The sequence below is a fragment of the Pseudomonas abietaniphila genome (assembly GCF_039697315.1).
Lineage (GTDB): Bacteria > Pseudomonadota > Gammaproteobacteria > Pseudomonadales > Pseudomonadaceae > Aquipseudomonas > Aquipseudomonas abietaniphila_B.
Window position 1 is genome coordinate 2,750,062 of sequence record NZ_CP155619.1, and the last position, 23,739, is coordinate 2,773,800.

A 23,739-nucleotide genomic window follows, 5' to 3' on the forward strand; every position below is an offset into this window, starting at 1 on the left:
CTACGAATGGAGACTCTTATGAGCGCTGTACTGACGCCCAACGATTTCAACGACTACAAAGTCGCCGACATTTCCCTGGCTGCCTGGGGCCGTCGCGAGACCATCATCGCTGAATCCGAAATGCCTGCCCTGATGGGTCTGCGTCGCAAATACGCCGGTGAGCAACCGCTCAAGGGCGCGAAGATCCTCGGTTGCATCCACATGACCATTCAGACTGCCGTGCTGATCGAAACCCTGGTTGCCCTGGGTGCCGAAGTGCGCTGGTCGTCCTGCAACATTTTCTCGACTCAGGACCAGGCTGCTGCGGCCATCGCGGCTGCCGGCATCCCTGTCTTCGCCTGGAAAGGCGAGACCGAAGAAGAGTACGAGTGGTGCATCGAGCAGACCATCCTGAAGGACGGTCAGCCGTGGGACGCCAACATGATCCTCGACGACGGCGGCGACCTGACCGAGATCCTGCACAAGAAATACCCGGCGATGCTGGATAAAATCCACGGCGTTACCGAAGAAACCACCACAGGCGTTCACCGTCTGCTGGACATGCTGGCCAAAGGCGAACTGAAGATCCCTGCGATCAACGTCAACGACTCGGTCACCAAGAGCAAGAACGACAACAAGTACGGCTGCCGTCACAGCCTGAACGACGCCATCAAACGCGGCACCGACCACCTGCTGTCCGGCAAGCAAGCGCTGGTCATCGGCTACGGTGACGTGGGCAAGGGCTCGGCTCAGTCGCTGCGTCAGGAAGGCATGATCGTCAAGGTCACCGAAGTTGACCCGATCTGCGCCATGCAAGCCTGCATGGACGGTTTCGAACTGGTTTCGCCGTTCATCAACGGTGAAAGCGACGGCACCGAAGCAACCATCGACAAAGCGCTGCTGGGCAAGATCGACCTGATCGTGACCACCACCGGTAACGTCAATGTGTGCGATGCGAACATGCTCAAAGCGCTGAAAAAACGCGCCGTGGTGTGCAACATCGGTCACTTCGACAACGAAATCGACACCGCTTTCATGCGCAAGAACTGGGCATGGGAAGAAGTGAAGCCGCAGGTGCACAAAATCCACCGCACCGGTGCAGGTTCGTTCGACCCTCAGAACGACGACTACCTGATCCTGCTGGCCGAAGGCCGTCTGGTTAACCTGGGCAACGCCACCGGTCACCCAAGCCGCATCATGGACGGTTCGTTCGCCAACCAGGTACTGGCTCAGATCTTCCTGTTCGGCCAGAAATACGCCGACCTGAGCCCGGCTCAGAAAGCCGAGCGCCTGACCGTTGAAGTGCTGCCGAAGAAGCTGGACGAAGAAGTCGCCCTGGAAATGGTGCGTGGCTTCGGCGGCGTCGTGACCAAGCTGACCAAGACCCAGGCCGACTACATCGGCGTGCCGGTTGAAGGTCCGTTCAAGCCGCACGCGTATCGCTACTAACAGCAGCTGATCGTTCGCTCTCCACTGTGGGAGCGAGCTTGCTCGCGAAGACGATTCATCACTCAACTCCTGTTGGCCGATAAGTCGCTTTCGCGAGCAAGCTCGCTCCCACAGGGGTTTTGCGGCCTCCAAGGCTTTTGAGCTTCCAAGGTTATGACCATGTCCCAAGACCGTCGCTACAGCTTCGAGTTCTTCCCTACGAAGACCGACGCTGGTCATGAAAAACTGCTCGCCACCGCTCGTACGCTGGCAGGCTACAACCCTGATTTCTTCTCCTGCACCTACGGTGCCGGGGGCTCCACGCGTGACCGCACGATCAACACCGTGCTGCAGCTGGAAAAAGAAGTGAACATCCCTGCCGCGCCGCACCTGTCGTGCGTCGGCGACAGCAAGGACGATCTGCGTGGCCTGCTCACGCAGTACAAGGATGCGGGCATCAACCGCATCGTCGCTCTGCGAGGCGACCTGCCATCCGGTATGGGCATGGCCAGCGGTGAGCTGCGTCACGCTAACGACCTGGTCACCTTCATTCGTGAAGAGACCGGCAGCCATTTTCACATCGAAGTCGCTGCTTACCCGGAAATGCACCCGCAAGCGCGTAACTTCGAAGACGATTTGAAGAACTTCGTGCGCAAGGCCAATGCCGGTGCCGACAGCGCCATCACTCAATACTTCTTCAACGCCGACAGCTATTTCTACTTCGTCGAGCGTGTCGAGAAGATGGGCGTCAGCATCCCCGTCGTGCCAGGCATCATGCCGATCACCAACTACAGCAAACTGGCTCGCTTTTCCGATGCCTGCGGTGCGGAAATTCCTCGCTGGATTCGCAAGCAACTGGAAGCCTACGGCGATGACTCCGCCAGCATCATGGCGTTCGGCGAGCAGGTGATCACAGAAATGTGTGAGCGCTTGTTGCAAGGCGGCGCCCCTGGACTGCACTTCTACACGCTGAACCAGGCAGAGCCTAGCCTGGCGATCTGGAACAACCTCAAGCTGCCCCGCTGAAAGGCAGGAAATTTCCTCTGGATCATCCAGTCACAATAAGGCAACGTTTCACCGGCAGGCTTCGTGATGACGAGGCCTGTTGAAGCCTTTATTGAGACGGATATCCAAGCAGTTGACCTCCTTCAGTCAGATTACTTCGCGCCCACAACTGGTCTACCTCGTTTTCGGAGCGCAGACCTACCATCAAGAAGCGGTGTTCAGCATCGCGAGTGCTTTGGCCAAAGCGGGCGCTCCAACAGACCGGCCATTCGACATCCAGGTGTTCAGCGATAATCCTGAGCCCTACCGCGACTTGCCCGTACGTGTCAGACCGATCGATGCGGACATTCGGCGCGAGTGGAGCGGGCCGCACCACTACCATTTCCGTTGCAAACACGTCGTTGCCCGCCTGGTGCTGGAAGAGGCGGAAAAAGCGATCCTGATCGACACCGACACCTTCTTCCTGGACAGCCCCATGAAGCTGTTCGAGAGGGTTCAACCTGACACTCTCCTTTGCAACGCGTTTCAAATCCGCTATGCCGACTGCAAAGAGACCATCCTGTACACCGCTCTGGCGAAAACGCTGGCCGAACGCAATCTGGCCGACGATCAGATGCGGCTGCTGAACTCGGGGGTGATCGGGCTGACACGCAACAATGCACCGATACTCGACACGTCGATCGCGCTGATGGATGAGTTCTTCTCGGTGACTCCCGGCGCCATCACGCTGGAAGAGTTCTGCCTGGGCGTAGCCGCCTACCGTTCGGTGAAGGTCGATCAATGCGCTGACCTGATCCATCACTATTGGAGCCGCAAGCCCCTGTTTCGCGCCAAGGTGCTCGCGTGGACCCGCAAGCACCGTCTCGATCCTCTCGGCGCCGAGGCAATGCGCGACACCGCGAACGTTTCACCGAAACTTCCCCGTCCTTCCACCTGGCAGCGACTGATATACAAAAGTGCGACGCTGGCAGTGCCCCAGCCACAACGGCAATTCGTGCGTGAAGTCCTCTACGGTTGCTGCGAACACCCCAACGAATTCGACCGCGCGTGCTCAGCCGTCTGGTGGGAAAAGGCCTTCAGCAATGCAGAGCATCGCCTCAAGAAGCCCATTGCACCCGCCCAATTGCGTCAATGGCTTGATCATTGGGTGGTTCGCCGACTGCTGGGGCGCAGGCGCACGGCGATCTACCAGCACCTCGTTCAGGCGCAGACATCCCGCTGACGCCCGAGCCAGAGGCGCAGGCTTTTCGTTTACGTCTCTGGAAACTCCCCTTCTATTTAACAGGCGAGCGTCGTAATCTCGCCCCCATGCCTCAGACTTCCCGACTGCTCTGCACTGCCTTCCTCGCCTGCCTGAGTTTCAGCGCACTGGGCGAAAAGCTGCGCATTGTCACTGAGCCCTGGTCGCCCTACGTAACGGTCGATGACCAACAGGTATCAGGGCTGGACTACGAAATGACGAACACCGTCTTCAAGCGCCTCGGCATCGATGTGCAATGGCAGTTTTTGCCGTGGAAGCGCTGTCTGATGATGCTTGAACAGGGTGAAGCGGACGGTGTGCTGGATATTTTCAAGGTCGCCGAACGAGAAGACCTGCTGCTGTACCCGAACGAGCCCCTGTCGGACGTCAACTGGGTGTTGTTCCAGTCCAACGACAGACCGCACCCGTTCAACGCCCTCGAGGATCTGCGAGGCCTGACCATTGGTGTCTCGCCGGGTTATCTGTACACCCCCGAGTTCGACACCTCGAACCTGTTTACCCGTGAGCCCGCGCCGAGCCACGAGGCCAATTTCGGCAAGCTGGTTCGCGGCCGCATCGATTTACTGGTGACAGACCGCATCGTCGGCCAGGAAACGATCAAGCAGCTCAAGCTGCGTGACAAGGTCAGCCAACTCCCTCTCGTGCTGGGCCGTCGCCCGATGTACCTCGCACTTCGGCGCAACGTGGGCATGGATTTGCTGGTGCAGCGCTTCGGGGCGGAACTCAAGCGCTTCAAGCTGGAACCGGCTTATGCGCAACTGGTGGCGCGCTACAATGGAGAGGAACCGCCGACGCCTTCCGCATCCTCCGCCGATCAATCGGTGATCGGCGCTGAAAAAACCGTTGAGCAGCATGAAAGCAGCGCGTTGTGATTGCTCTGTTATACTCCGGCGTTCCCGCCAGGCTTACGCCCGGATGCTCGGTCTCACAGAAGACTTCTCGATCACGTCAACAGCGCATTTTCCTTCACGCGCTCATGCCACGAGTTGAACTTACAGACCGCGACACGACCGGACGGAATTGAGCTTTCCAATGCCAATTTGCGGCGGGCCGATCTTCCCCCTATTCGGGCCCTTGGCCCCAACTTAAGACAGGATTACTCATGTCCTTTGCTTCCCTCGGTCTCTCCGAGGCTTTAGTCAGCGCCATCGAGGCTGCTGGCTATACCCAGCCTACTCCGGTGCAACAGCGGGCCATTCCCGCCGTGTTGCAAGGCCGCGATCTGATGGTCGCCGCTCAGACAGGTACTGGTAAAACCGGTGGTTTCGCCCTCCCGATTCTGGAGCGCCTTTTCCCCAACGGTCACCCGGACAAATCCCAGCGTCACGGCCCGCGCCAACCGCGCGTTCTGGTCCTGACCCCAACCCGTGAACTCGCAGCCCAGGTTCACGACAGCTTCAAGGTCTACGCCAAGAACCTCAAGTTCGTCAGCACCTGCATCTTCGGCGGTGTCGGCATGAACCCTCAGGTTCAAGCCATGGCCCGCGGTGTCGACGTCCTGGTCGCCTGCCCGGGCCGCCTGCTCGACCTGGCCGGCCAAGGCAGCGTCGACCTGTCTCACGTTGAAATCCTCGTCCTTGACGAGGCCGACCGCATGCTCGACATGGGCTTCGTTCACGACGTGAAGAAAGTCCTCGCGCGACTGCCTGCCAAGCGCCAGAACCTGCTGTTCTCGGCCACCTTCTCGGCCGACATCACCGCGCTGGCCGGCAAGCTGCTGCACAACCCGGAACGCATCGAAGTCACGCCGCCGAACACCACGGTCGAGCGTATCGAACAGCGCGTATTCCGCCTGCCTGCCAACCACAAGCGTTCGCTGCTGGCGCACCTGATCACTCAGGGCGCGTGGGAGCAGGTGCTGGTGTTCACCCGTACCAAGCACGGCGCCAACCGCCTGGCCGAATACCTGGACAAGCACGGCCTGAGCGCCGTGGCGATCCACGGTAACAAGAGCCAGAACGCCCGCACCAAAGCCCTGGCCGACTTCAAGGCCGGCACCGTGCGCATCATGGTTGCCACCGACATCGCAGCACGCGGTCTGGACATCGACCAGCTGCCGCACGTGGTCAACTTCGAGCTGCCGAACGTCGACGAAGATTACGTCCACCGCATCGGTCGTACCGGCCGTGCCGGTCGTTCGGGCGAGGCGATCTCCCTGGTCGCGCCTGACGAAGAAAAGCTGCTCAAGAGCATTGAGCGCATGACTAAACAGAAGATTGCCGATGGCGACCTGATGGGCTTCGACATCAATGCCGTCGAGGCCGAGAAGCCGGAAGTGCGTGAGCGCCCTGACGTGCGCAACCCGCGCAATGCTCGCGGCCCTCGTGGCGATGGCCCGAATGGTGGTGGCGGTGGTGGCGGCCGCAAGGACAAAGGCAAAGACAAGGGCAAGGAAAAACCGGCAGCCGCCGCAGCAGCGTCAGGCGAACGCCCTGCACGTCCGGCGCGTCCGCAGAAGCCTCGCCAGGGCACACCGTCCAGCGAAGCCCGACCGTCGCAGCCGCCAGCACCGCGTGCCGACCGCGCACCGGACGAGTTTCTGGATGACGAGGTCGACAACTTCGGTAACCGCGCCGACTACGTCAGCCCGTACCAAGGCAAGAACCAGCAAGGCCGCAATCGCCGCCCTGGTGCTCCGGCCACCGGCTCCGCTCCGGCACCACGCGGTCAGGCACCTGGTCGCAGCGCGCCGCGCAGCGGTTCAGGTTCGGGGTCAGGCACAGGCGCCAGCACGGGTGCCGGTGCTCCTGCCAAACGCAGCGGTCCGCGCAACGGTTCCGGTCGTGATGGCCAGGCACGTCGTGAAGACGCACCGCGCAATCGCCGCCCGGCCCGTGACGATCAGCCTGCTCGCCAAGAACCAGCCGTTCGCGGCCCTCGCGACGGTCAGCCGGCACCGAAGATCATGCACAAGGAGTCGAAAAGCGATCGCTTCCCGTCCGCCGAGTTGCTCGATCAATTGCCAAGCCGCCCACGCGGTGAAAAGCCAGCCCTGCTGACCCGCAATCGCGAAGGTTAAACAGCGCTGAGTTTCTGCTGGTGAATAAAAAACGCCCCGACTGGTTCGGGGCGTTTTCGTGTCCGGGTGACCGAAATGCTTGCCTGACACACAGCTCTCGCAATGAACACCACTTGGATGATCGCTTGCCAGAGCGTGAGCAAAAGCCAATAATTGCGCCTAACTGCGTAGCTACGATGTAGCTACATATTTCGAGAGGTTATCACGATGGCCGCATTACTAAAGAACACCGACGTGCGCTGCCGCATAGATGAGGATTTGAAGGAGCGAGTGACGACCGTGCTTAACGCCTGTGGGTTGACGATTAGCGAAGCGATGCGTCTCTTCCTGCTGCAGGTCGTGGAAGCACAAGGGCTTCCGTTCGAGGTGCGTGTACCTTCGGATAAAACCGCCAGAGCCCTGGTTCAGGCGCGAGAAATCCGGAGTCGTTTTGATTCTATGGACGAGCTGTTAGAGGACCTGGATGGCAAAGAAGCACCCCAAGCGCGCAGAAAGCAACGCGCCAAACCCAAAGCGGGCTCCTCTGCCTAGGCGAGTCGATTACACACCGGAGTTTAAAAAATCCTGGGAACGCTATAACAAGGCGGGGCGGCACGACATGAACGTCATGCGCGAGGTCATGGGGATGATCTGGGAAGGCCAGCCGTTACCATCCGAGTATCTGGACCATGAACTTAAAGGCGAATGGGCAGGTTCGCGAGAGTGCCACGTCGGGGGCGACTTCCTGCTGGTCTATCAATTGACTGAGCGCAATTTGATTTTCGTCGACCTCGGCACCCATGCCGAGCTTTTCAAATAAAGTCATGAGCCCGGCCCACAAAAACGCCGCCCATCGGGCGGCGTTTTTTGTTTCTAAAGCCCGAATTACTTGGCTTTGACGCCTTCGAACGAGATGTCGAAGGTGACGGTGTCGGACTGTGGACCCAGGTCCATCATCTTGCCGAAATCAGAGCGCTTGATGGTGGTAGTGCCGTTGAAGCCGGCACGGTAGCCGCCCCACGGGTCTTTGCCTTCGCCGTTGAAGACGGCTTTGATGACGACTGGCTTGGTGACGCCGTGCAGGGTCAGGTCGCCAGTGACGTCAGCGGTGTCTTTGCCATCAGCATTCTTGCCGGTCGACTTGACACTGGTGGACACGAACTTGGCGTCCGGGTAAGTCGCGACGTCCAGGAAGTCCTTGCTGCTGATGTGCTTGTTACGCTCAGCGTGGTTGGTGTCGACGCTGGCGGTTTTGATGTCGATGCTGATTTTGCTGTCTTCAGGCTTGGCAGCGTCGAAGCTGAACGTGCCGCTCCAGTCCTTGAAGGTACCGTGGATGAAGCTGTAGCCCAAATGGCTGATCGTGAAATCGATGAAGGCGTGCTGGCCTTCCTTGTCGATGGTGTAATCAGCCGCCATTGCCTGACCGGCGGACAGCAGCGCGGTACCGAGGGCCAATGCAGCCAGTGTCTTTTTCAACATACGTCGTCTTCCTGTTTCAGTTGAGTTGAGCGTCAGGCCTTGCGGCCCAGCATACGAATGAGCGTTGCATCACGATCGATGAAGTGATGCTTCAGGGCAGCCAGACCGTGGAGCACAGCAAAGATCACCAGGGTCCAGGCCAGATACAGGTGCACTTCACCGGCAACGTCCGCCTGGTCGGGCAGTCCGCTGATCAGCGCAGGCACTTCAAACAAGCCAAACACCGGAATTCCGACACCTTCGGCGGTGGAAATCAGGTAACCGGCAAACATCACCAAAAACAGATCGAGGTACAGGAACGCATGCCCCAGTTTGGCGGCGACCCGCACGAAACGACTGTGATTGGCCGGTGGCGGTGGCGGAGGACTGACGAAGCGCCAGACCACGCGAATCAACATGAACAGGAACAGGGTGATGCCGATGCTTTTGTGCAGATCGGGACCGGCCTTGCGCCAGGTGTCGTAGTAACCGAGGCCAACCATCCACAACCCGAGTGCAAACATCCCGAAAACAGTCAGCGCGACGCCCCAGTGCAGAACGATGCTGACCCAGCCATAGCGAGAAGAAGAGTTGCGTAACTGCATGGTGCGGTTCCTGTAAGTGCAGCCTGTGAAAGCTGTGGAAAGACTAGCGGTTTACCTATCGAAAGAAAGCGCAAAATTTCGCTTTGAAATATCAGGAAATCCGATGGAAATCTCCTGTCTTATTCTTTTCCACGGCAGATTAACCCAACGTTATGAATTTCAGGTGAGCGTAGCCTTCACTGCTTGTCTGTGGGAGTGAGTTTGCTCACGAAGACGCATTACACCCACCCAACCTTCTGCGATAGAAACTCGGCGTTCATGAGCGAACTCACGCCCCCATAAAAACCAGTCCCGTAGATAAACACTCTAGACGCCACGGTTATTCGCCAGACAAAAAAAAGGCGCGGTCTGCAGACCGCGCCTTTCCCATTTCAGCGTCGAGCTATCAGTTCTTGCTGTCTGCCGCCGGAGCCGCCGGGGTTGCGGCCTTGTCGGTCGCAGGCTTGGCCGGGGCTTTCTTGGCGGCGTCGGTCTTTGCCGGCGCCTTGTGCGTCGCAGCCGGTTTGGCCGGCGCTTTTTTCACGGTTTCTTTTTTGGTCGACTCTTTCTTCACCGGTGCCTTTTTCGCCGGCTCGACAACCGCAGGCTTGGCAGGCTCGACCACTGGAGCAGGTGGCGGCGTAACCGGAGCCGGTGCTGGCGCAGGTGCCGGAGCAGGCTCTGGCGCTTTCTCGGCCGGTTTCGGCTCAGGCTTGGAACCGCCGAACATGTTCGAGAAGAAACCGCCAATACCACCGCTGCTTTCTTTGGCAGCTGGCTCAGGTGCTTTAGGCGGCGCGACCTTCACCGGCTCGAACGACTTGCCAGCCGCCAGGTCCTGAACCTGACCGGCCGCACGTTGACCGGTGCGCAGTGCGCCTTCCAGCGTGCCAGGGTACAAGGTATCGGTGTGTTCACCAGCGAAGGTGATGCGTTGCAGAGGCTTCTCCCACAGGCGCCAGTATTTGCTGATCTGACCCGGCCCAAATGCCAGATAGGCGCCACCGGTGGAAGGATCGACGCTGGAGCGACGGATTTCATAGCCGGTGAACGCGCCGCGTGCTTGTGGATAGAAGGCGTGCAGACGAATCAGCACCTGATCCGCCAGTTGCTTGTCGCCGAACGCCTGCATGATCCGGGCATTGTCGCCCGCCAGGTTGATAATGACGTTCGCGCCGCCCTTCAGGGCAGGTTCGATCCACAGCATGCCAAGGCCGGTGTTGCTGTAGATTTCACCCGACATGCGCGCCTTGCTCTCCCAGACAGGCGTCTTGAACTTGAGCATGATCTGGTCATGCCAGCCGTAGTTGGTACTCTTGATCGCGCCTTGGTGCTGGGCATCCAGCGCCGGGGTCAGCTGAATCTTGCTCAGCGCCCGCAGCGGCACGGCCAGTACGACGTATTCCGCTTCATAACCCACCGACCCGACCTTGACGGTCACGCCGTCCTTGTCCTGGTTGATGGCCGAAACCGGCGAGTTGGTCTTGATCACTTTCAGCTGTTTGACGAACTCTTCGGCCAACACCACGCTGCCGCCTGGCAGGCGCGCTGCACGACGGTCTCGATCGTCGACGTTGAGATTGACCCGCGATTGCTGCGCCAGGTACAGCAGAGACAGACGCGAAGGCTCGTCGTAACGGGTACGAATCTGCTGGCTGATCAACTGACGCGCGGTCGGCGGCAGGTTCAGACGGTCCAGCCAGTTAGAGACGTTGATCTGATCCAGCGCGAACAGCGTGCTGTTGGCAGCCGGGTTTTCCGGATCGGTGATCGAACGCGCGATGTCGTTCAGCGCCGCTTCATAACGCTTCACGGCTTCAGCGGTGGCTGGCTGCTTGGTCGCCAGATCTGCGGCAGAAAAATACTCGCCTTCGATCAGATAACCCGGTGTACGCACGAAATCAGGCGCGGGCACAGGCTTGAGCTTGAAGCGGTCCAGGTACTGATTGAGCACCGGCTGCGCCTTGGCATTGCCGATCCACTCGCTGCCCGCCAGGCCCGAACGACCACCGACGGTCGGTTTGGCTTCGAGCAAGGTCACTTGCCAGCCTTTGTTTTGCAGCTCGTAAGCCGCCGTAAGGCCTGCCAGACCGCCACCGACGACAATCGCCGTATGCGGCTTATCCACGGCGAGCGCCGAAGCGCTGACCAGCCCAACCATCACCAGCGCACAGGCGCGCAGCCAACCAGAAAGCATTCAGCGAACTCCGGAATGAAACAGGGGAATTGTCGGATTTTGTTGTCCGATTCTTCGAAGAGCGCGAAGGATACGCCAGCCGTGAAAGGCCCGCCAGCAATGTCCGTCGGGCTCGTTTCTGGCGCCCGCCGTGCGTGAAAGAATGCGCTAAAGGTTGTCCCTGCGTGACGCATTGCATAGGCTTGCGCGATTGTTTGCCCTCGCGATGAGCGAGTCGTCACCAGGAGATTACCGATGGGCCTTAACGACCAGTGGATGCAGCGCGACCTTAAAGTCCTGTGGCATCCCTGCACCCAGATGAAAGACCACGAAAACCTGCCGCTGATCCCGATCAAGCGCGGGGAAGGCGTCTGGCTGGAGGACTTTGAAGGCAAGCGTTACCTCGACGCCGTCAGTTCCTGGTGGGTCAACGTCTTCGGCCACGCCAACCCACGGATCAACCAGCGCATCAAGGATCAGGTCGATCAGCTGGAACACGTGATTCTGGCCGGTTTCAGTCATCAGCCGGTCATCGAACTGTCCGAGCGCCTGGTGGCGATGACGCCCGAAGGGCTGACGCGTTGCTTCTACGCCGATAACGGGTCGTCCTGCATCGAAGTTGCGCTGAAAATGAGCTTTCACTACTGGCTTAACCGCGGCAAGCCGAACAAGAAACGCTACGTCACGCTGACCAACAGCTACCACGGCGAAACCGTGGCGGCGATGTCGGTGGGTGATGTGCCGTTGTTCACCGAGACCTACAAAGCGCTGCTGCTGGACACCATCAAGGTGCCGAGCCCTGACTGCTACCACCGCCCCGACGGCGTGAGCTGGGAAGAACACACCCGCACGATGTTTGCGGTGATGGAGCAGACGCTGGCCGATAACCACGACACCGTCGCGGCCGTGATCATCGAGCCGTTGATCCAGGGCGCGGGCGGCATGCGCATGTACGACCCGATCTACCTGAAGTTGCTGCGCGAGGCCTGCGACCGTTACGGCGTGCATCTGATTCACGATGAAATTGCGGTAGGCTTCGGTCGCACCGGGACCATGTTCGCCTGTGAGCAGGCGGGCATCCGGCCTGACTTCCTTTGTCTGTCCAAGGCGTTGACCGGCGGTTACCTGCCGCTGGCGGCGTGCATCACCACCGATGACGTCTACGATGCGTTCTATGACGACTACCCGACGTTGCGCGCCTTCCTGCATTCGCACAGTTACACCGGCAACCCGCTGGCCTGCGCCGCAGCCCTGGCGACGCTGGACATCTTCGAGCAGGACAACGTCATCGAGAACAACAAGGCGCTGGCACAGCGGATGAAAACCGCGACCGCGCATCTGGCGGATCATCCGAATGTCGCGGAAGTGCGTCAGACCGGCATGGCCGTTGCGATCGAGATGGTGCAGGACAAAGCGAGCAAGACGGCTTACCCGTGGCAGGAGCGCCGCGGCCTGAAAGTCTTCGAGCACGCGCTGACCCGTGGCGCGCTGCTCCGACCTCTGGGCAGCGTGGTGTATTTCCTGCCGCCTTACGTGATCACGCCAGAGCAGATCGACTTCCTGGCCGAAGTGGCCAGCGAAGGTATCGACATCGCGACACGCAGCAGTGTCAGCGTGGCGGTGAGAGAGAACTTCCACCCGGATTTTCGTGACCCGGGCTGACCCCTCGACGCCGATCATCAACCTGTGGGAGCGAATTCATTCGCGAGAGGCCCGTTCAGTCGACACATCTTCCTCGCCTGAAAGTTCGCATCGCGAATGAATTCGCTCCCACAGAGAAAAAACGCAGTACCTGAAGAATTCACAGAGAAACAACCATGAGACTCTCCCGCTTTTTCATCGACGCCACCCTGAGCCTCGGTGAACACGAACTGCCCGAAGCACAAGCGCACTACATCGGTCGGGTACTGCGCATGGCCGAAGGCGATGCGGTGCAGCTGTTCGACGGCTCGGGCACGGAGTTCCGCGCCACGCTGGTGGAAGTCGGCAAGAAGCAGGTCCGGGTGCAGGTCACCGAAAGCTTTCCGGGTCTGGCCGAATCTGCGTTGAACATCCACCTGGGCCAGGGACTGTCCCGCGGCGAGCGCATGGACTGGGCGATTCAGAAAGCCACCGAGCTGGGCGTCACGCAGATCACCCCGATCGTCAGCGAACGCTGCGAGGTCCGTCTCAAGGATGAACGCGCTGAGAAGCGTCAGGCCCATTGGCAGCAGATCGCGATCAGTGCCTGCGAGCAGTGCGGTCGTTCCGTCGTGCCGGTGGTCAATCCTCCCGTAACGCTGGCGGATTGGCTAAAGCACACGGAGGCCGATTTGAAGCTGGTGTTGCACCCGGTGGCCGAGCCATTGGTCAGCCATGAGAAGCCTTCGACGCTGGCATTTCTGATCGGACCGGAAGGCGGGCTGAACGACGCCGAAGTCGATCAGGCGCAGGATGCCGGCTTCCACGCCGCACGCCTCGGCCCTCGTGTATTGCGCACCGAAACCGCACCGGTGGTGGCGTTGAGCGTGGCGCAGCAGTTGTGGGGCGATTTCTAGCTTAACGCTGCACTGATCAGCGCTGTGGGAGCGAATTCATTCGCGAAAAAACGTACATCCGGTGGAAACAGGTCGGGTGTACCGGCCAATCGCGAATGAATTCGCTCCCACAGGTTTCGAGGCCGTTCAAAAAAACGGCTCGAATGCCAGGCATCACTCCGGCAGCTCCGACTGCCGACGCCGCGCTTTCGCAGGCTCTGGCCGGGCGCAGGGCAGGAACTCCCCTCTCCCCGGTGTGCCCAATGCGCTGCCATCCCAGACCATTTCCCCTCGGGCGAAGGTCATCGCGGGCCAGGCACTCAAATGCATACCCTCGTACGGGGTGTAATCGACATTGTGGTGCAGCAGCGAATTGCTCAGTTCCAGATCAAGCCCTTCGTCCCAGATCACCAGATCGGCGTCTGAGCCGATCGCAATGCTGCCTTTGCGCGGATACAAACCGTAGAGCCTCGCGGCGTTGGTCGCGGTCAGGGCGACAAATTCCTGCGGGCTGATCCGTCCCTTGCGAACGCCCTCCGACCACAACAGCGCCATGCGCGTTTCGATGCCAGGAATGCCGTTGGCAACCTCCGAAAAAGGCGCATCCGCACCGTGGGCCCGCTTGCCGTCCGATCCTTCGTAGCGAAACGGCGCGTGATCCGAAGAAAACACCTCGAACGAGCCATTCTGCAGGCCGTCCCAGATTACCTGCTGGTTCCCTGCGTCCCTGGGCGGCGGGCTGCAGATGCATTTCGCGCCCTCAAAACTGTCGTCGCAGCCCAGTGAATCCGCCGTCAGAAACAGATACTGCGGACAGGTTTCGCCATACACCTTCAAGCCCTGGCTCTGCGCCCAGCGAATCTGCTCGATGGCTTCGCGGCCTGATACGTGCACGATGAGAATCGGCACATCCACCAGCTCTGCCAGGGCGATGGCCCGATGGGTGGCTTCCCGCTCGACCAGCATCGGCCGTGACGTTGCGTGGTAGCGCGGCGCGCTGTGCCCGGCGGCCAACAACCGCTCGGTGAGCCAGGCGATGCAGTCACTGTTTTCGGCGTGGAGCATGACCATCGCACCTTGAGCCCGCGCGACCGACAGGGTTTCCAGAATCTGGCGGTCATTAAGCTTCAACGCGTCGTAGGTCATGTAGATCTTGAACGAGGTGTAGCCCTCGGCGATCAGCTCCGGCAGCTCTCGGCGCAATACGTCTTCGGTGGGGTCAGTGACGATCAAGTGAAACGCGTAATCGATCAGGGCCCGACCGTCCGCGCGGCGGTGATAGTCCTCGACAGCCGCGCGCAGGCTTTGTCCCTTTTGCTGGCAGGCAAACGGAATCACCGTTGTCGTACCGCCACAGGCCGCCGAGCGGGTTCCGCTTTCAAAATCGTCGGCCATAACCGAGCCGTCACCGGTCGGCTGGTCGAGGTGCACATGGCTGTCCACCCCGCCCGGCGTCACGGTCCGGCCACGCGCATCGACTTCCTGCGCAGCGCCCTGCAAGTCCAGCCCGAGCGCAGCGATACGCCCGCTGCGTATACCGATGTCGCACAGGAAGCTGTCTGCGGCAGTGACCACATTGGCGTTGCGGATAACCAGGTCGAAAGCCTGCATGTCGTGCTCTCCCTCAGGCGCGGCTGAGCCAGGCCTTGGCGATTTCTTCGCGGGTGGTGAACCACACGCCTTCATGGGCCTGGGCGTACTCAATGAACTGCTTGATCGCCCTGACGCGTCCGGGACGCCCGACCATGCGCGGATGCAATCCGATGGACATCATTCGCAGCCCATCGGCGGCTTCTTCGTACAGCACATCGAAACTTTCGCGCATGTACTCAAGGAAGTCGGACGCCTGGGACAGACCGGGCGAGTTCCAGTAGCGGAAGTCATTGACGTCGCTGGTGTACGGCACGACCAGATGCTGCTTGCCCTCGACATCGACGAAATACGGCACGTCGTCGTTGTAGGCGTCAGAGTCATAGAGGAAGCCGCCTTCTTCGGCGACCAGCCGCCGCGTATGCACGCTGGCGCCATAACGGCAGTACCAGCCCACCGGGCGCTTGCCACAGGTGCGTTCGAACGACTCAATCGCCAGGCGAATGTGCTCGCGCTCCTCGGCTTCACTCAGGCGAAACACCTCTTCCCAGCGGTAACCGTGGCTGCAGATTTCATGGCCCAGCTCGACCGCTGCCTTGGCGACATCAGGGTTTTGCTCGAACGCCACAGCGCAGGCGTGGAACGTGGCCGGGACGTTGGCTTTCTGCAGGATGTCGAGGATGCGCCAGATGCCGACGCGCGCGCCGTACTCGTACATCGACTCCATCGCCAGGTTGCGCACGCCCTCGGGAAACTGATAGCTGCCCCACTCGGTCATGCTCTCCTGATCAGGGTCTCCCATGGCCAGCGAGCGTTCAGAACCTTCCTCATAGTTGATGACGAAGTTGATCGCCAGTCGTGCACCATTAGGCCAGGTGCCTTGAGGGCGCTGCCGGCCATAGCCGACCAGATCTCGAACGGGTAAAGCCATAGAAGCCGTCTCCTGCAACGTTCAAACCGTCGGTAAAACCGCCAGGCCAGGCCTCAGCAGTCGATGTTTTTCAAAGCGTCGTGACCCGGTCCATCCAGGTTCTGCCCCTCGCGGAACGCCAGGCCCATGGCCAGGGTTTGCGCAATGCAGAAGGCGGCCGTCAGCGAGCGAAAGCCCAGCAACTCAGCATCGTTGACCTCAATCATCACCGACGCTTTTTGTCCGACCGGACTGAGAATGCTGTCAGTGATCGCCACGATCGGCGTCCCGGCGGCCACCGCCTGCTGGCAGGCGTCGATGGTTTCCTGCGCATACGGCGGAAAGCTCACCGCCACCAGCACGTCATCGCTGTGCAGCGCACCGACCTGTTCACGCAGGCTGCCGCCCAATCCGCTGATGTGAACGGCGCGGCGTCCTACACGACTGAGCGCGTAACTGAGGTACGCCGCCATCGGAAACGAACGACGCATGCCAACCACAAAGGTCGTGCGTGCCTCTTGCAACAAACCGATGGCGTTCTCGATGGCTTCGACCTGTTCACCTTCGGCCAAATGCTCCAGCGAGACGATATTGGCGCGGCTGAAGGCGGAGAGCATGGCGCCGACATCGGTAGGATCGTCCAGCAGTTGCTCGCCTCGATAGTGGCGGATGCGCTCTTTGAAACTGCCCTGCCCGGCTTGCTGCAAAGGCTGCTTGAATAACCGCTGCAGGTCGCTGAACCCGCCAAAACCCAAGGCCTGCGCCAGCCGAATGAAAGCCGACGACGGAATCCCGGAGATTTTGGCCAGTGCCGCAACGGTGTTCAGCGCGACATCGTGGGGATGCTCGTTCAGGTAATGCGCCGCGTCACGCTGACGTGCGGTCAGTCGCTCCTGATGTTCGACGATGGCTGAGCGCAGCTCGGCGAGGGTTTGAGGTACAGGCATAAAATTGCTCGATAAAGGTCAGGATGGACGCAGTTCTGTGATCGCCTGGGCCAGATGCTCCACCAGACGTTTCAACTCATCGACGCTGTTGTAGTGAGCGATCGACACACGAACCACACCGCCATGGGGTGTCAGGCCCAGTTGTTCGATCAGGCGCCGAGCGTAGAAGTCACCGAACCGGATCCCCATACGGTGATTGTCGACAACCCGCACGATGTCTTCGGACTGAACCCCGTCAACCACAAAGCTGATGGTCGGCACACGGTCGCCATCGGTCACGCGGGATTTGCCGATGATGCGCACGCCTGGGGTTTCCCGCAGAAATGCCAGCAGGGTTTCGGCGAGCAGGTCTTCCTGCACTTCAAAGGCATCGAACGCTGCCTGCATCAACTGACGCCGCGTGCCGCTGGCCCCCAGACGTTGGCCGATGTCGATCAGGTAATCGCTGATCCCGATGCAGCCATAGGAGAGTTCGTAGTTGAGGTTGCCCGGCTGCAGCTTGTAGGGGATGACGTCCTGACCAATGAAAAAGTGGTTCAGGCTTGGCAATTCCAGCAGCGCCTCGCGCTTTCCCCACAGCACCGCGAAGTGCGGGCCGAAGGTTTTATAGAAGCTGAACACGTAGTAATCAGCGCCGCTGGCCTGCACGTCGACCAGACGATGGGGCGCGTAGGCCACGGCGTCAACGCACAGCTTGCCGCCCACGGCATGGACCTTGCGCGCGACTTCGGCGACGGGATTGACGCTGCCGAGAATGTTCGACGCATGGGTCATGGCGACGTAACGGGTTTTCTCGTTGAGCAGGTCGTCCACATCGCTGAGCTCCAGTTCCAGGCTCTCCGGGCTGACTTCCCACACGCGCAGTGTGGCGCCGCGCTCTTCGCAGAGGCGTACCCACGGCCCGATATTGGCCTCGTGGTCGCAGTTGGTGACGACAATTTCGTCACCCGGCTGGATCGACGGTGCGATGGCACGGCAAAGGATCTGCAACAAGTGCGTGGTCGAGCCTCCCATCACGCACTCTTCCGGATAGCGGGCATTGATCAGTTGCGCCACCGATTCGCGAGCCGCCATCACCCGGGCACCGGCCTCCACCGACTCGCTGTAAGACGCTCCCAGTTGCACGGCGCTATTGAGCAAATAATCGGTGATCCGGTCGGCGACCGGTTTGAGCACGGCAGAGCCGCCGGCGTTGTCCAGGTAGGCGTAACCGCTGCTCAGGGCAGGGAATTGGCTGCGTACGTAATCGATGTCCAAGGCATTCAAGGGCGTGTTCTCCAAGGTCTGATCAGTGATGCAGGATGGCCTGCAAAAACGCACGGGTTCTCGGCTCTTGCGGGGCCGTGAAGAAATCGTGCGGATTGTTCTGTTCGATGATTCGGCCGTTTTCCATGAAGATCACCCGGTCGGCGACCTTGCGCGCAAAGCCCATCTCATGGGTCACGACGACCATGGTCACGCCTGAGCGAGCGAGATTCTGCATCACGTCCAACACTTCGCCGACCATCTCGGGATCGAGCGCTGAAGTGGGTTCGTCGAACAGAATCACCCGCGGCTCCATCGCCATGGTGCGGGCGATGGCGACACGTTGTTGCTGGCCGCCGGACAGTTGCCCCGGGTATTTCGCGGCATGGGCGCCCATGCCGACTTTCTCCAGCAGCAGGCGAGCACGCTCGTTGGCATCACGCCGGGACATGCGCCGCACCCGCACCGGTGCCAGCGCGACGTTGGCGAGCACGGTGAGGTGCGGGTACAGATTGAAATTCTGGAAAACCATGCCGACTTCGCAGCGAATACTTGCCAGCTTCGGGCCGTTCTCGACCCGCTGACTGGCCACGCGAATATCGCCCTTCTGATATTCCTCTAGAAGATTGATGCAGCGGATCAATGTCGATTTACCTGAGCCAGACGGCCCGAGAATCACCACCACTTCACCCTGATCGACCGTCAGGTTGATGTCGGTCAACGCTTGAAATGGCCCGTAGAACTTGTCCACACGTTCGATTTCGATAACGGTGCTCATGCACTTTTTCTCCCGGAGCCGTTGCGTCGCTCAATCCAGCTCACCAGTTGCACCAATGGCAGCAGCAACAGCAGGTACATGACCGCTGCGCCGACCAGTGGCGTGGGGTTAGCCGCCAACGCCTGAGCCTGCGTGGCTTGCTTAAGCAGATCCGGCATTGCCACCACCGACGCCAGCGCGGTGTCTTTCATGACGTTGATGCAGTTGCTGGTCATGGGCGGCATGACGATACGCATCGCCTGGGGCAGGATGATGTCGCGCATGGTGTTGAAGAAACTCATGCCTTGGGAGGCGGAGGCTTCGAATTGCCCTCGCGGGATGGCCTCGATGCCGGAGCGGAAGATCTCTGCCGAATAAGCGCAGGAGACCAGCGAGAGCGCTGCGGTGGCCGCCGCAAACGACGAAAGACGAATGCCCACGAATGGCAGCGCGTAGTAGATCAGGACGAGCAGGACCAGCAACGGAATCGAGCGCAGCACATCGATGTAGACCCGCGCCAGAAACCGAATGGGCGCGTAGGCGTAAAGACGCAGCATCGCCAGCATCAACCCGCCGACCAGGCCGAGAATGATGCTGACCACCCCCAGCATCACCGTCACGCCAAGGCCGCGCAGCATCAGCGGTAGCGCATCGACAAACACGCTCCAGTTGAAGAAAGTCTGTAACAACTCCATTGCGATTCCTTGATGGCGGACAGCGGCTGGCGTGGGTATGAACAGTCAGTGGTTACTTGAGGACATCAACCACTTTGACGGTGCTGGATTCCGGGTCGGCGTCAGCCCCGAACCACTTCTTGTGCAACCCGGCGATCACGCCTTCTTTCTTCATGGCGGTGATGATGTCGTTGACCTGCGTGGCCGATTCCCAGCCTTTGGCGTGCATCAGCGAGTACTTTTCGCCGGTCGGAATACGCGCGACCACTTTGTACTGCGGCTTGTCCTTGATGTAGTACAGGACCGCCGGGATATCGCTGATGTAGCCGTCCATGCGGCCCGAAGCCAGGTCGAGCATGGCCGGTGAAAGCCCTTCGTAGCGGGACACTTCCTTGAACTTGTACTCGGCCTGATGCGCGTTCACCCACATGTCGCCGGTAGAGCCGGTGTCGACGCCGACCACCTTGCCATCCATGTCCTTGAGGCCTGTGATGCCGGATTTGGTGAGGACCGACAGCGACTGGTCACTGTCGTAATAAGGCTGGGCGAAGCCGACCGATTCGAGGCGTTTTGGAGTGATAGTGATCGAGGAGATGGCGATGTCCGCACGTTTGGACTGCACCGCGCTGAACAGGCCGTTGAACGGAATATTGACGAACTCGACGGTCTTGCCTGCGCGCTTGGCGACTTCTTTCACGACATCGACTTCAAAGCCGACAATCTCGCCTTTCGCGTCCTGAAACTCCCACGGCACGTTGCCGACGTTGGCGCCGACGGTCCAGTCTGCCGCCCATGTGGAAGCGGAAAATGCGGTTGCTACGGCCATGCCTAACAGTACTTTCACGTTCATGTCTTGCTCCCCGATCAATCAGTCAGTCCAAGAAGGCCGCCTCGCCACTTCACCAGGCGTTTCGAGGATCAGACTAGGGTGACGAATCAAATAATTCAACAAATAAAATTAATGAATTAAATGCTTCAATCGGGTGCGAAGGGATTCAGGTTTGGTGCGGATGCGTGAACGCTTGCGGGCTGTGGGGTGAGCAGAAAGTGAGCAGTGAAACGAGGGAGGACATGCACTGAAGCGGCGCATGGATATCGGCAGACAGGGAGCGCGGCGTTCCATGGTTTGGGCGTACACCCAACCTGTGGGAACGACTTGGTCTGGGCGGGACTCCGACGAAGGCGTTGGGTCATTGAGCATTGATGGTGAATGACCCACCGCGTTCGTCCGAGTGCGGCCCAGACCCTCGTAACCTCGGACTGCTCCTACAGTGATCGCGGTGTTCCGATGCCTTGCGGCTTACAGTGCAGGAGCCAGAGCCTCGCTACAGCACATACGCTGTGATCGCCACGAAATGCAGCAGACTTCCGGCGATCACAAACAGGTGCCAGATGCCGTGCCAGTGGCGGAAACGTTTGTCGTATGCGAAGAAAATGATACCGACGGTATAGAGCACCCCACCCAGTGCAAGCCAGGTAAACCCGGCCGTCCCCAGCGCGGCCATCAGCGGCTTGACCGCCACCAGCACGATCCAGCCCATCACGGCGTAGATCACGATGGACATCACCCGCGCCTCCGAACGCGGCTTGATCTCCTGGAGCGTACCGATCACCGCCAGGCCCCAGACAATTCCGAACAGCGTCCAGCCCCATGGTCCGCGTAACGTGACCAGACAGAATGGCGTGTAGCTGCCCGCAATCAGCAGATAGATCGAAAAGTGATCGACCTTCTGCATGATCACCTTCGCCCGGCCACGCACGCTGTGATAAACCGTCGATGCGCTGTACAACAGCACCAGCGCGACACCGTACACGGCAACGCTGACGATCTTCCACACATCACCGGTGAGACTTGCGATCACCAGCAGCCAGACCGCCCCGATCGATGCCAGTACCGCACCCACGAGGTGGGTCCAGGCGTTGAATTTTTCTCCGTAGTACATCCGTTAAAAACCTCTCTCAGTTGCACGACAGCCTGTAAGGCTCCAGCTTATGACGCCAAAGCGCAATGCATGTGTCAGCCTTAACGAGAATTTAATGCAGCCAGCGCCCGGTGACTTCGGCACAATCGGGCGCTCGAAGAACAAGAAAGTGTTCCGGGAACGACACGATGCAGATCGACGAAGAGCTGACCCTCAAAAAACTGGAAATTTTCCTCGCCTTCATGCGCACCGGCAATCTGGCGCGCGCGGCCGCAGAGTTGCAGACCAGCACCGTCAGCGTTCATCGGGCGATTCACTCACTGGAAAGCGCGTTGCGCTGCCCGCTGTTCAAGCATGAAGGCCGCAACCTGACGCCGATGGAAAGCGCCTACGTGCTGGAAGAGCGCGCGCAGAAACTGGTGCAGGATGTGTTGAACACGGTCGAGCAAACCCGCGCGGCGGCGGGATTCTCTGCGGCGCGCTTCAAGCTCGGGGCGCTGTATTCGCTGACGGTCAAAACCGTGCCGCAGCTGATCATGGGCCTGAAGATCCGCCGCAGCGAGCTGAACATCGACTTGATCCTGGGCTCGAACATCGACCTTTTCTACAAGCTGAAGAACATGGAAGTCGACGCCATTCTGGTGTCGCTCAACGAGAGCGTGAGCGATCCGGATTGCGAGCAGTTGGCGCTTTTCTCTGACGATATCTTTCTGGCCACACCCGCCGACTCGCCCTTCGCCCAACAAAGCGAGGTCGACCTGAGTGACCTGCGCGAGGCCACCTTCATCACGCTGACCCAGGGCTTTGCCACTCACCGCGACGGTGCGAGAGTGTTTCAACAGGCAGGGTTCGAACCGAAAGTGGCGATGCAGGTCAACGATATCTTCACGCTTTTGAGCATGGTCAGCTCGGGCGTGGGGTACGCCCTGCTGCCGGGGAGAATCGCGGCCGTCTACGAGAACCGCGTGCGCCTGATACCGCTGCAAGCGCGTTACCGCATGCAGCAGCACATTGGCCTGGTGTTCCTCAAGGCCCGCGAGCGCGATCCGAACCTGTTGGCACTGTTGGCCGAGTGCCGGATGTATTCGAACCGGTTAGAGCAGGTTTAACGCGTTCCAGATGGGTGGTCGATGACCCGCCGCATTCGCGAGCAAGCTCGCTCCCACAGTGTCAGCGTCGTGCCCAAGTCTTCGGAACGCCGCGCTCCCCGTAGGAGCAGTCCGAGGTTACGAGCGTCTGGGCCGCACTCGGACGAATGCGGTGGGGCATTCACCCTCAATGTCAATGACCCTCCACATTCGCCAACAAGCTCGCTCTCACAGTGTCAGCGTCGTCCCCAAGTCTTCGGAACGCCGCGCTTACTGTAGGAGCAGTCCGAGGTTACGAGGGTCTGGGCCGCACTCGGACGAATGCGGTCGATCATTCAGCATTGCCGTCGGCTGACATGCCGCAATCGCGGGCAAGCGCGCTCCTACGACCTTCGGCCAGAATCAAAAGCAGCGTGCGTGATATCCAACAAGATCACCCCAAAATCCCGCGCACGATGAAGTACAGCAGCGAAGGCCCCAACAGGCAGCCCAGCCCGGTGTGAAATGTTGCGGTCAGCGCGCCGTACGGCACCAGACGCCGATCCGTCGCTGCCAGACCCGCTGTCACGCCGCTCACTGTTCCGGCCAGACCGCCAAACACCATCGCCGAACGCGGGTTATCGAGCCCCATCCAGCGGGCCGCCATCGGTGTGCCGACCATCACCAGAATCGCCTTAATCAGGCCGGTGGCAATCGACAGCGCCATGACGTCCGAAGTCGCGCCCAGCGCTGCGCCCGTCACCGGCCCTACGATATAGGTCACCGCGCCCGCGCCGATGGTGGTGATGCTCACGGCATCGCGATAGCCAAAGGCATACGCCACGCACGAGCCGACAATGAACGGCAGCAGCGTGCCCAGAAACAGCGAAATAGCGCCGATCAACCCTGCTTTCTTCGCCTCGGTCGCCTGCACTTCAAACGCCGTGGCAACGATGGCGAAGTCACGCAGCATCGCGCCGCCCATCAAACCGATCCCGGAAAACAGCGCCAGGTCCGCGAGCCCTTTTTGCCCGCCGGTCATCACGCCGCCCACCCACGCCAGCACCAGGCCGATCACGATGGCAATGGCCGAGCCATGAATCCGGCCGAAGGTCAGACGCTTGGACAGCACCACGGAAATCCACATCACCACACCAACGACGGCGAACGCCGTCACGAGGCCCTGGCTGATCAGGTCTTTCTGAATGAGATCCCACAT

At 60.1% G+C, this 23,739-nt stretch carries 22 protein-coding genes; 10 read left to right on the forward strand and 12 right to left on the reverse strand.

What is annotated here, in order from left to right; all coding sequences use genetic code 11:
- The first annotated feature begins 18 nt into the window (after nt 1–18).
- The 7 genes from ahcY to ABDX87_RS12250 all read left to right on the forward strand — a co-directional run bounded on the left by ahcY (nt 19) and on the right by ABDX87_RS12250 (nt 7,491).
- Nucleotides 19–1,428: an adenosylhomocysteinase gene (ahcY, locus tag ABDX87_RS12220; protein WP_346833069.1), complete on the forward strand. Its 1,410-nt coding sequence runs from the start codon at nt 19–21 to the stop codon at nt 1,426–1,428.
- Nucleotides 1,429–1,587: 159 nt separating this feature from the next.
- Entirely contained in the window at nt 1,588–2,433 is an 846-nt protein-coding gene (metF, locus tag ABDX87_RS12225) for a methylenetetrahydrofolate reductase [NAD(P)H] (protein ID WP_346833070.1), read from the forward strand.
- A gap of 112 nt (nt 2,434–2,545) precedes the next feature.
- Nucleotides 2,546–3,634: a hypothetical protein gene (locus tag ABDX87_RS12230; protein ID WP_346833071.1), complete on the forward strand. Its 1,089-nt coding sequence runs from the start codon at nt 2,546–2,548 to the stop codon at nt 3,632–3,634.
- An 86-nt stretch (nt 3,635–3,720) separates the two neighbouring features.
- Entirely contained in the window at nt 3,721–4,545 is an 825-nt protein-coding gene (locus ABDX87_RS12235) for a substrate-binding periplasmic protein (RefSeq protein WP_346833072.1), read from the forward strand.
- A 230-nt stretch (nt 4,546–4,775) separates the two neighbouring features.
- The gene (locus tag ABDX87_RS12240; RefSeq protein ID WP_346833074.1) at nt 4,776–6,692 is read left to right on the forward strand and encodes a DEAD/DEAH box helicase; all 1,917 of its coding nucleotides are present in this window, start codon (nt 4,776–4,778) and stop codon (nt 6,690–6,692) included.
- Nucleotides 6,693–6,899: 207 nt separating this feature from the next.
- Complete coding sequence (locus ABDX87_RS12245; protein ID WP_346833075.1) at nt 6,900–7,223, forward strand: type II toxin-antitoxin system RelB/DinJ family antitoxin; 324 nt, start codon at nt 6,900–6,902, stop codon at nt 7,221–7,223.
- A complete protein-coding gene (locus ABDX87_RS12250; protein ID WP_346833076.1) occupies nt 7,156–7,491 on the forward strand; it encodes a type II toxin-antitoxin system YafQ family toxin in 336 nt (111 codons plus the stop codon). Before ABDX87_RS12245 ends, ABDX87_RS12250 begins: the two co-directional genes overlap by 68 nt.
- A gap of 65 nt (nt 7,492–7,556) precedes the next feature.
- On the opposite strand, the gene ABDX87_RS12255 is transcribed toward ABDX87_RS12250, so the two are convergent.
- From ABDX87_RS12255 to ABDX87_RS12265, 3 genes are all read right to left on the reverse strand, one after another.
- Nucleotides 7,557–8,153 (reverse strand): YceI family protein, encoded by a 597-nt coding sequence (locus ABDX87_RS12255; protein WP_346833077.1) that lies wholly within the window; start codon nt 8,151–8,153, stop codon nt 7,557–7,559.
- Between the two features lie 32 nt (nt 8,154–8,185).
- Entirely contained in the window at nt 8,186–8,737 is a 552-nt protein-coding gene (locus tag ABDX87_RS12260) for a cytochrome b (RefSeq protein ID WP_346833078.1), read from the reverse strand.
- Between the two features lie 385 nt (nt 8,738–9,122).
- Entirely contained in the window at nt 9,123–10,913 is a 1,791-nt protein-coding gene (locus ABDX87_RS12265; RefSeq protein ID WP_346833079.1) for an FAD-dependent oxidoreductase, read from the reverse strand.
- Nucleotides 10,914–11,147: 234 nt separating this feature from the next.
- On the opposite strand from ABDX87_RS12265, the gene ABDX87_RS12270 reads away from it, so the two are divergent.
- Nucleotides 11,148–12,554: an adenosylmethionine--8-amino-7-oxononanoate transaminase gene (locus ABDX87_RS12270; protein ID WP_346833080.1), complete on the forward strand. Its 1,407-nt coding sequence runs from the start codon at nt 11,148–11,150 to the stop codon at nt 12,552–12,554.
- Nucleotides 12,555–12,709: 155 nt separating this feature from the next.
- Nucleotides 12,710–13,429 carry a 16S rRNA (uracil(1498)-N(3))-methyltransferase gene (locus tag ABDX87_RS12275; protein ID WP_346833081.1) on the forward strand — a complete coding sequence of 240 codons (720 nt, stop codon included), beginning with the start codon at nt 12,710–12,712 and terminating at the stop codon, nt 13,427–13,429.
- Nucleotides 13,430–13,582: 153 nt separating this feature from the next.
- On the opposite strand, the gene hydA is transcribed toward ABDX87_RS12275, so the two are convergent.
- From hydA to trhA, 8 genes are all read right to left on the reverse strand, one after another.
- Nucleotides 13,583–15,019, reverse strand: coding sequence for a dihydropyrimidinase (hydA, locus tag ABDX87_RS12280; RefSeq protein WP_346833083.1), 1,437 nt, complete (start codon nt 15,017–15,019; stop codon nt 13,583–13,585).
- A 13-nt stretch (nt 15,020–15,032) separates the two neighbouring features.
- Complete coding sequence (locus tag ABDX87_RS12285; RefSeq protein WP_346833084.1) at nt 15,033–15,929, reverse strand: allantoinase PuuE; 897 nt, start codon at nt 15,927–15,929, stop codon at nt 15,033–15,035.
- A 53-nt stretch (nt 15,930–15,982) separates the two neighbouring features.
- Nucleotides 15,983–16,855: a MurR/RpiR family transcriptional regulator gene (locus ABDX87_RS12290; protein ID WP_346833085.1), complete on the reverse strand. Its 873-nt coding sequence runs from the start codon at nt 16,853–16,855 to the stop codon at nt 15,983–15,985.
- Between the two features lie 18 nt (nt 16,856–16,873).
- Nucleotides 16,874–18,121: a cysteine desulfurase-like protein gene (locus tag ABDX87_RS12295; protein WP_346833086.1), complete on the reverse strand. Its 1,248-nt coding sequence runs from the start codon at nt 18,119–18,121 to the stop codon at nt 16,874–16,876.
- A gap of 22 nt (nt 18,122–18,143) precedes the next feature.
- Complete coding sequence (locus tag ABDX87_RS12300) at nt 18,144–18,878, reverse strand: amino acid ABC transporter ATP-binding protein (protein ID WP_346833087.1); 735 nt, start codon at nt 18,876–18,878, stop codon at nt 18,144–18,146.
- Complete coding sequence (locus tag ABDX87_RS12305; RefSeq protein WP_346833088.1) at nt 18,875–19,552, reverse strand: amino acid ABC transporter permease; 678 nt, start codon at nt 19,550–19,552, stop codon at nt 18,875–18,877. Before ABDX87_RS12305 ends, ABDX87_RS12300 begins: the two co-directional genes overlap by 4 nt.
- A 52-nt stretch (nt 19,553–19,604) precedes the next feature.
- The gene (locus ABDX87_RS12310) at nt 19,605–20,381 is read right to left on the reverse strand and encodes a transporter substrate-binding domain-containing protein (protein ID WP_346833089.1); all 777 of its coding nucleotides are present in this window, start codon (nt 20,379–20,381) and stop codon (nt 19,605–19,607) included.
- Between the two features lie 475 nt (nt 20,382–20,856).
- On the reverse strand, nt 20,857–21,474 hold the full coding sequence (gene trhA / locus ABDX87_RS12315) for a PAQR family membrane homeostasis protein TrhA (RefSeq protein ID WP_346833091.1): 618 nt from the start codon (nt 21,472–21,474) through the stop codon (nt 20,857–20,859).
- A gap of 167 nt (nt 21,475–21,641) precedes the next feature.
- Between trhA and ABDX87_RS12320 the strand changes: the two genes are divergently transcribed.
- Nucleotides 21,642–22,562 (forward strand): LysR family transcriptional regulator, encoded by a 921-nt coding sequence (locus tag ABDX87_RS12320; RefSeq protein WP_346833092.1) that lies wholly within the window; start codon nt 21,642–21,644, stop codon nt 22,560–22,562.
- A 412-nt stretch (nt 22,563–22,974) separates the two neighbouring features.
- Here ABDX87_RS12320 and madM read toward each other — a convergent pair whose 3' ends face one another.
- Nucleotides 22,975–23,739 (reverse strand): malonate transporter subunit MadM, encoded by a 765-nt coding sequence (gene madM / locus ABDX87_RS12325; RefSeq protein WP_346833093.1) that lies wholly within the window; start codon nt 23,737–23,739, stop codon nt 22,975–22,977.

Coding starts and splice junctions, on each gene's coding strand:
- hydA (WP_346833083.1), bottom strand. CDS start 15,019: ATGCAGGCTTTCGACCTGGTTATCCGCAACGCCAATGTGGTCACTGCC.
- ABDX87_RS12310 (WP_346833089.1), bottom strand. CDS start 20,381: ATGAACGTGAAAGTACTGTTAGGCATGGCCGTAGCAACCGCATTTTCC.
- ABDX87_RS12245 (WP_346833075.1), top strand. CDS start 6,900: ATGGCCGCATTACTAAAGAACACCGACGTGCGCTGCCGCATAGATGAG.
- metF (WP_346833070.1), top strand. CDS start 1,588: ATGTCCCAAGACCGTCGCTACAGCTTCGAGTTCTTCCCTACGAAGACC.
- ABDX87_RS12260 (WP_346833078.1), bottom strand. CDS start 8,737: ATGCAGTTACGCAACTCTTCTTCTCGCTATGGCTGGGTCAGCATCGTT.
- ABDX87_RS12320 (WP_346833092.1), top strand. CDS start 21,642: ATGCAGATCGACGAAGAGCTGACCCTCAAAAAACTGGAAATTTTCCTC.
- ABDX87_RS12290 (WP_346833085.1), bottom strand. CDS start 16,855: ATGCCTGTACCTCAAACCCTCGCCGAGCTGCGCTCAGCCATCGTCGAA.
- ABDX87_RS12270 (WP_346833080.1), top strand. CDS start 11,148: ATGGGCCTTAACGACCAGTGGATGCAGCGCGACCTTAAAGTCCTGTGG.
- ABDX87_RS12255 (WP_346833077.1), bottom strand. CDS start 8,153: ATGTTGAAAAAGACACTGGCTGCATTGGCCCTCGGTACCGCGCTGCTG.
- ABDX87_RS12240 (WP_346833074.1), top strand. CDS start 4,776: ATGTCCTTTGCTTCCCTCGGTCTCTCCGAGGCTTTAGTCAGCGCCATC.
- trhA (WP_346833091.1), bottom strand. CDS start 21,474: ATGTACTACGGAGAAAAATTCAACGCCTGGACCCACCTCGTGGGTGCG.
- ABDX87_RS12305 (WP_346833088.1), bottom strand. CDS start 19,552: ATGGAGTTGTTACAGACTTTCTTCAACTGGAGCGTGTTTGTCGATGCG.
- ABDX87_RS12250 (WP_346833076.1), top strand. CDS start 7,156: ATGGCAAAGAAGCACCCCAAGCGCGCAGAAAGCAACGCGCCAAACCCA.
- ABDX87_RS12235 (WP_346833072.1), top strand. CDS start 3,721: ATGCCTCAGACTTCCCGACTGCTCTGCACTGCCTTCCTCGCCTGCCTG.
- ABDX87_RS12265 (WP_346833079.1), bottom strand. CDS start 10,913: ATGCTTTCTGGTTGGCTGCGCGCCTGTGCGCTGGTGATGGTTGGGCTG.
- ABDX87_RS12285 (WP_346833084.1), bottom strand. CDS start 15,929: ATGGCTTTACCCGTTCGAGATCTGGTCGGCTATGGCCGGCAGCGCCCT.
- ABDX87_RS12275 (WP_346833081.1), top strand. CDS start 12,710: ATGAGACTCTCCCGCTTTTTCATCGACGCCACCCTGAGCCTCGGTGAA.
- ahcY (WP_346833069.1), top strand. CDS start 19: ATGAGCGCTGTACTGACGCCCAACGATTTCAACGACTACAAAGTCGCC.
- madM (WP_346833093.1), bottom strand. CDS start 23,739: ATGTGGGATCTCATTCAGAAAGACCTGATCAGCCAGGGCCTCGTGACG.
- ABDX87_RS12300 (WP_346833087.1), bottom strand. CDS start 18,878: ATGAGCACCGTTATCGAAATCGAACGTGTGGACAAGTTCTACGGGCCA.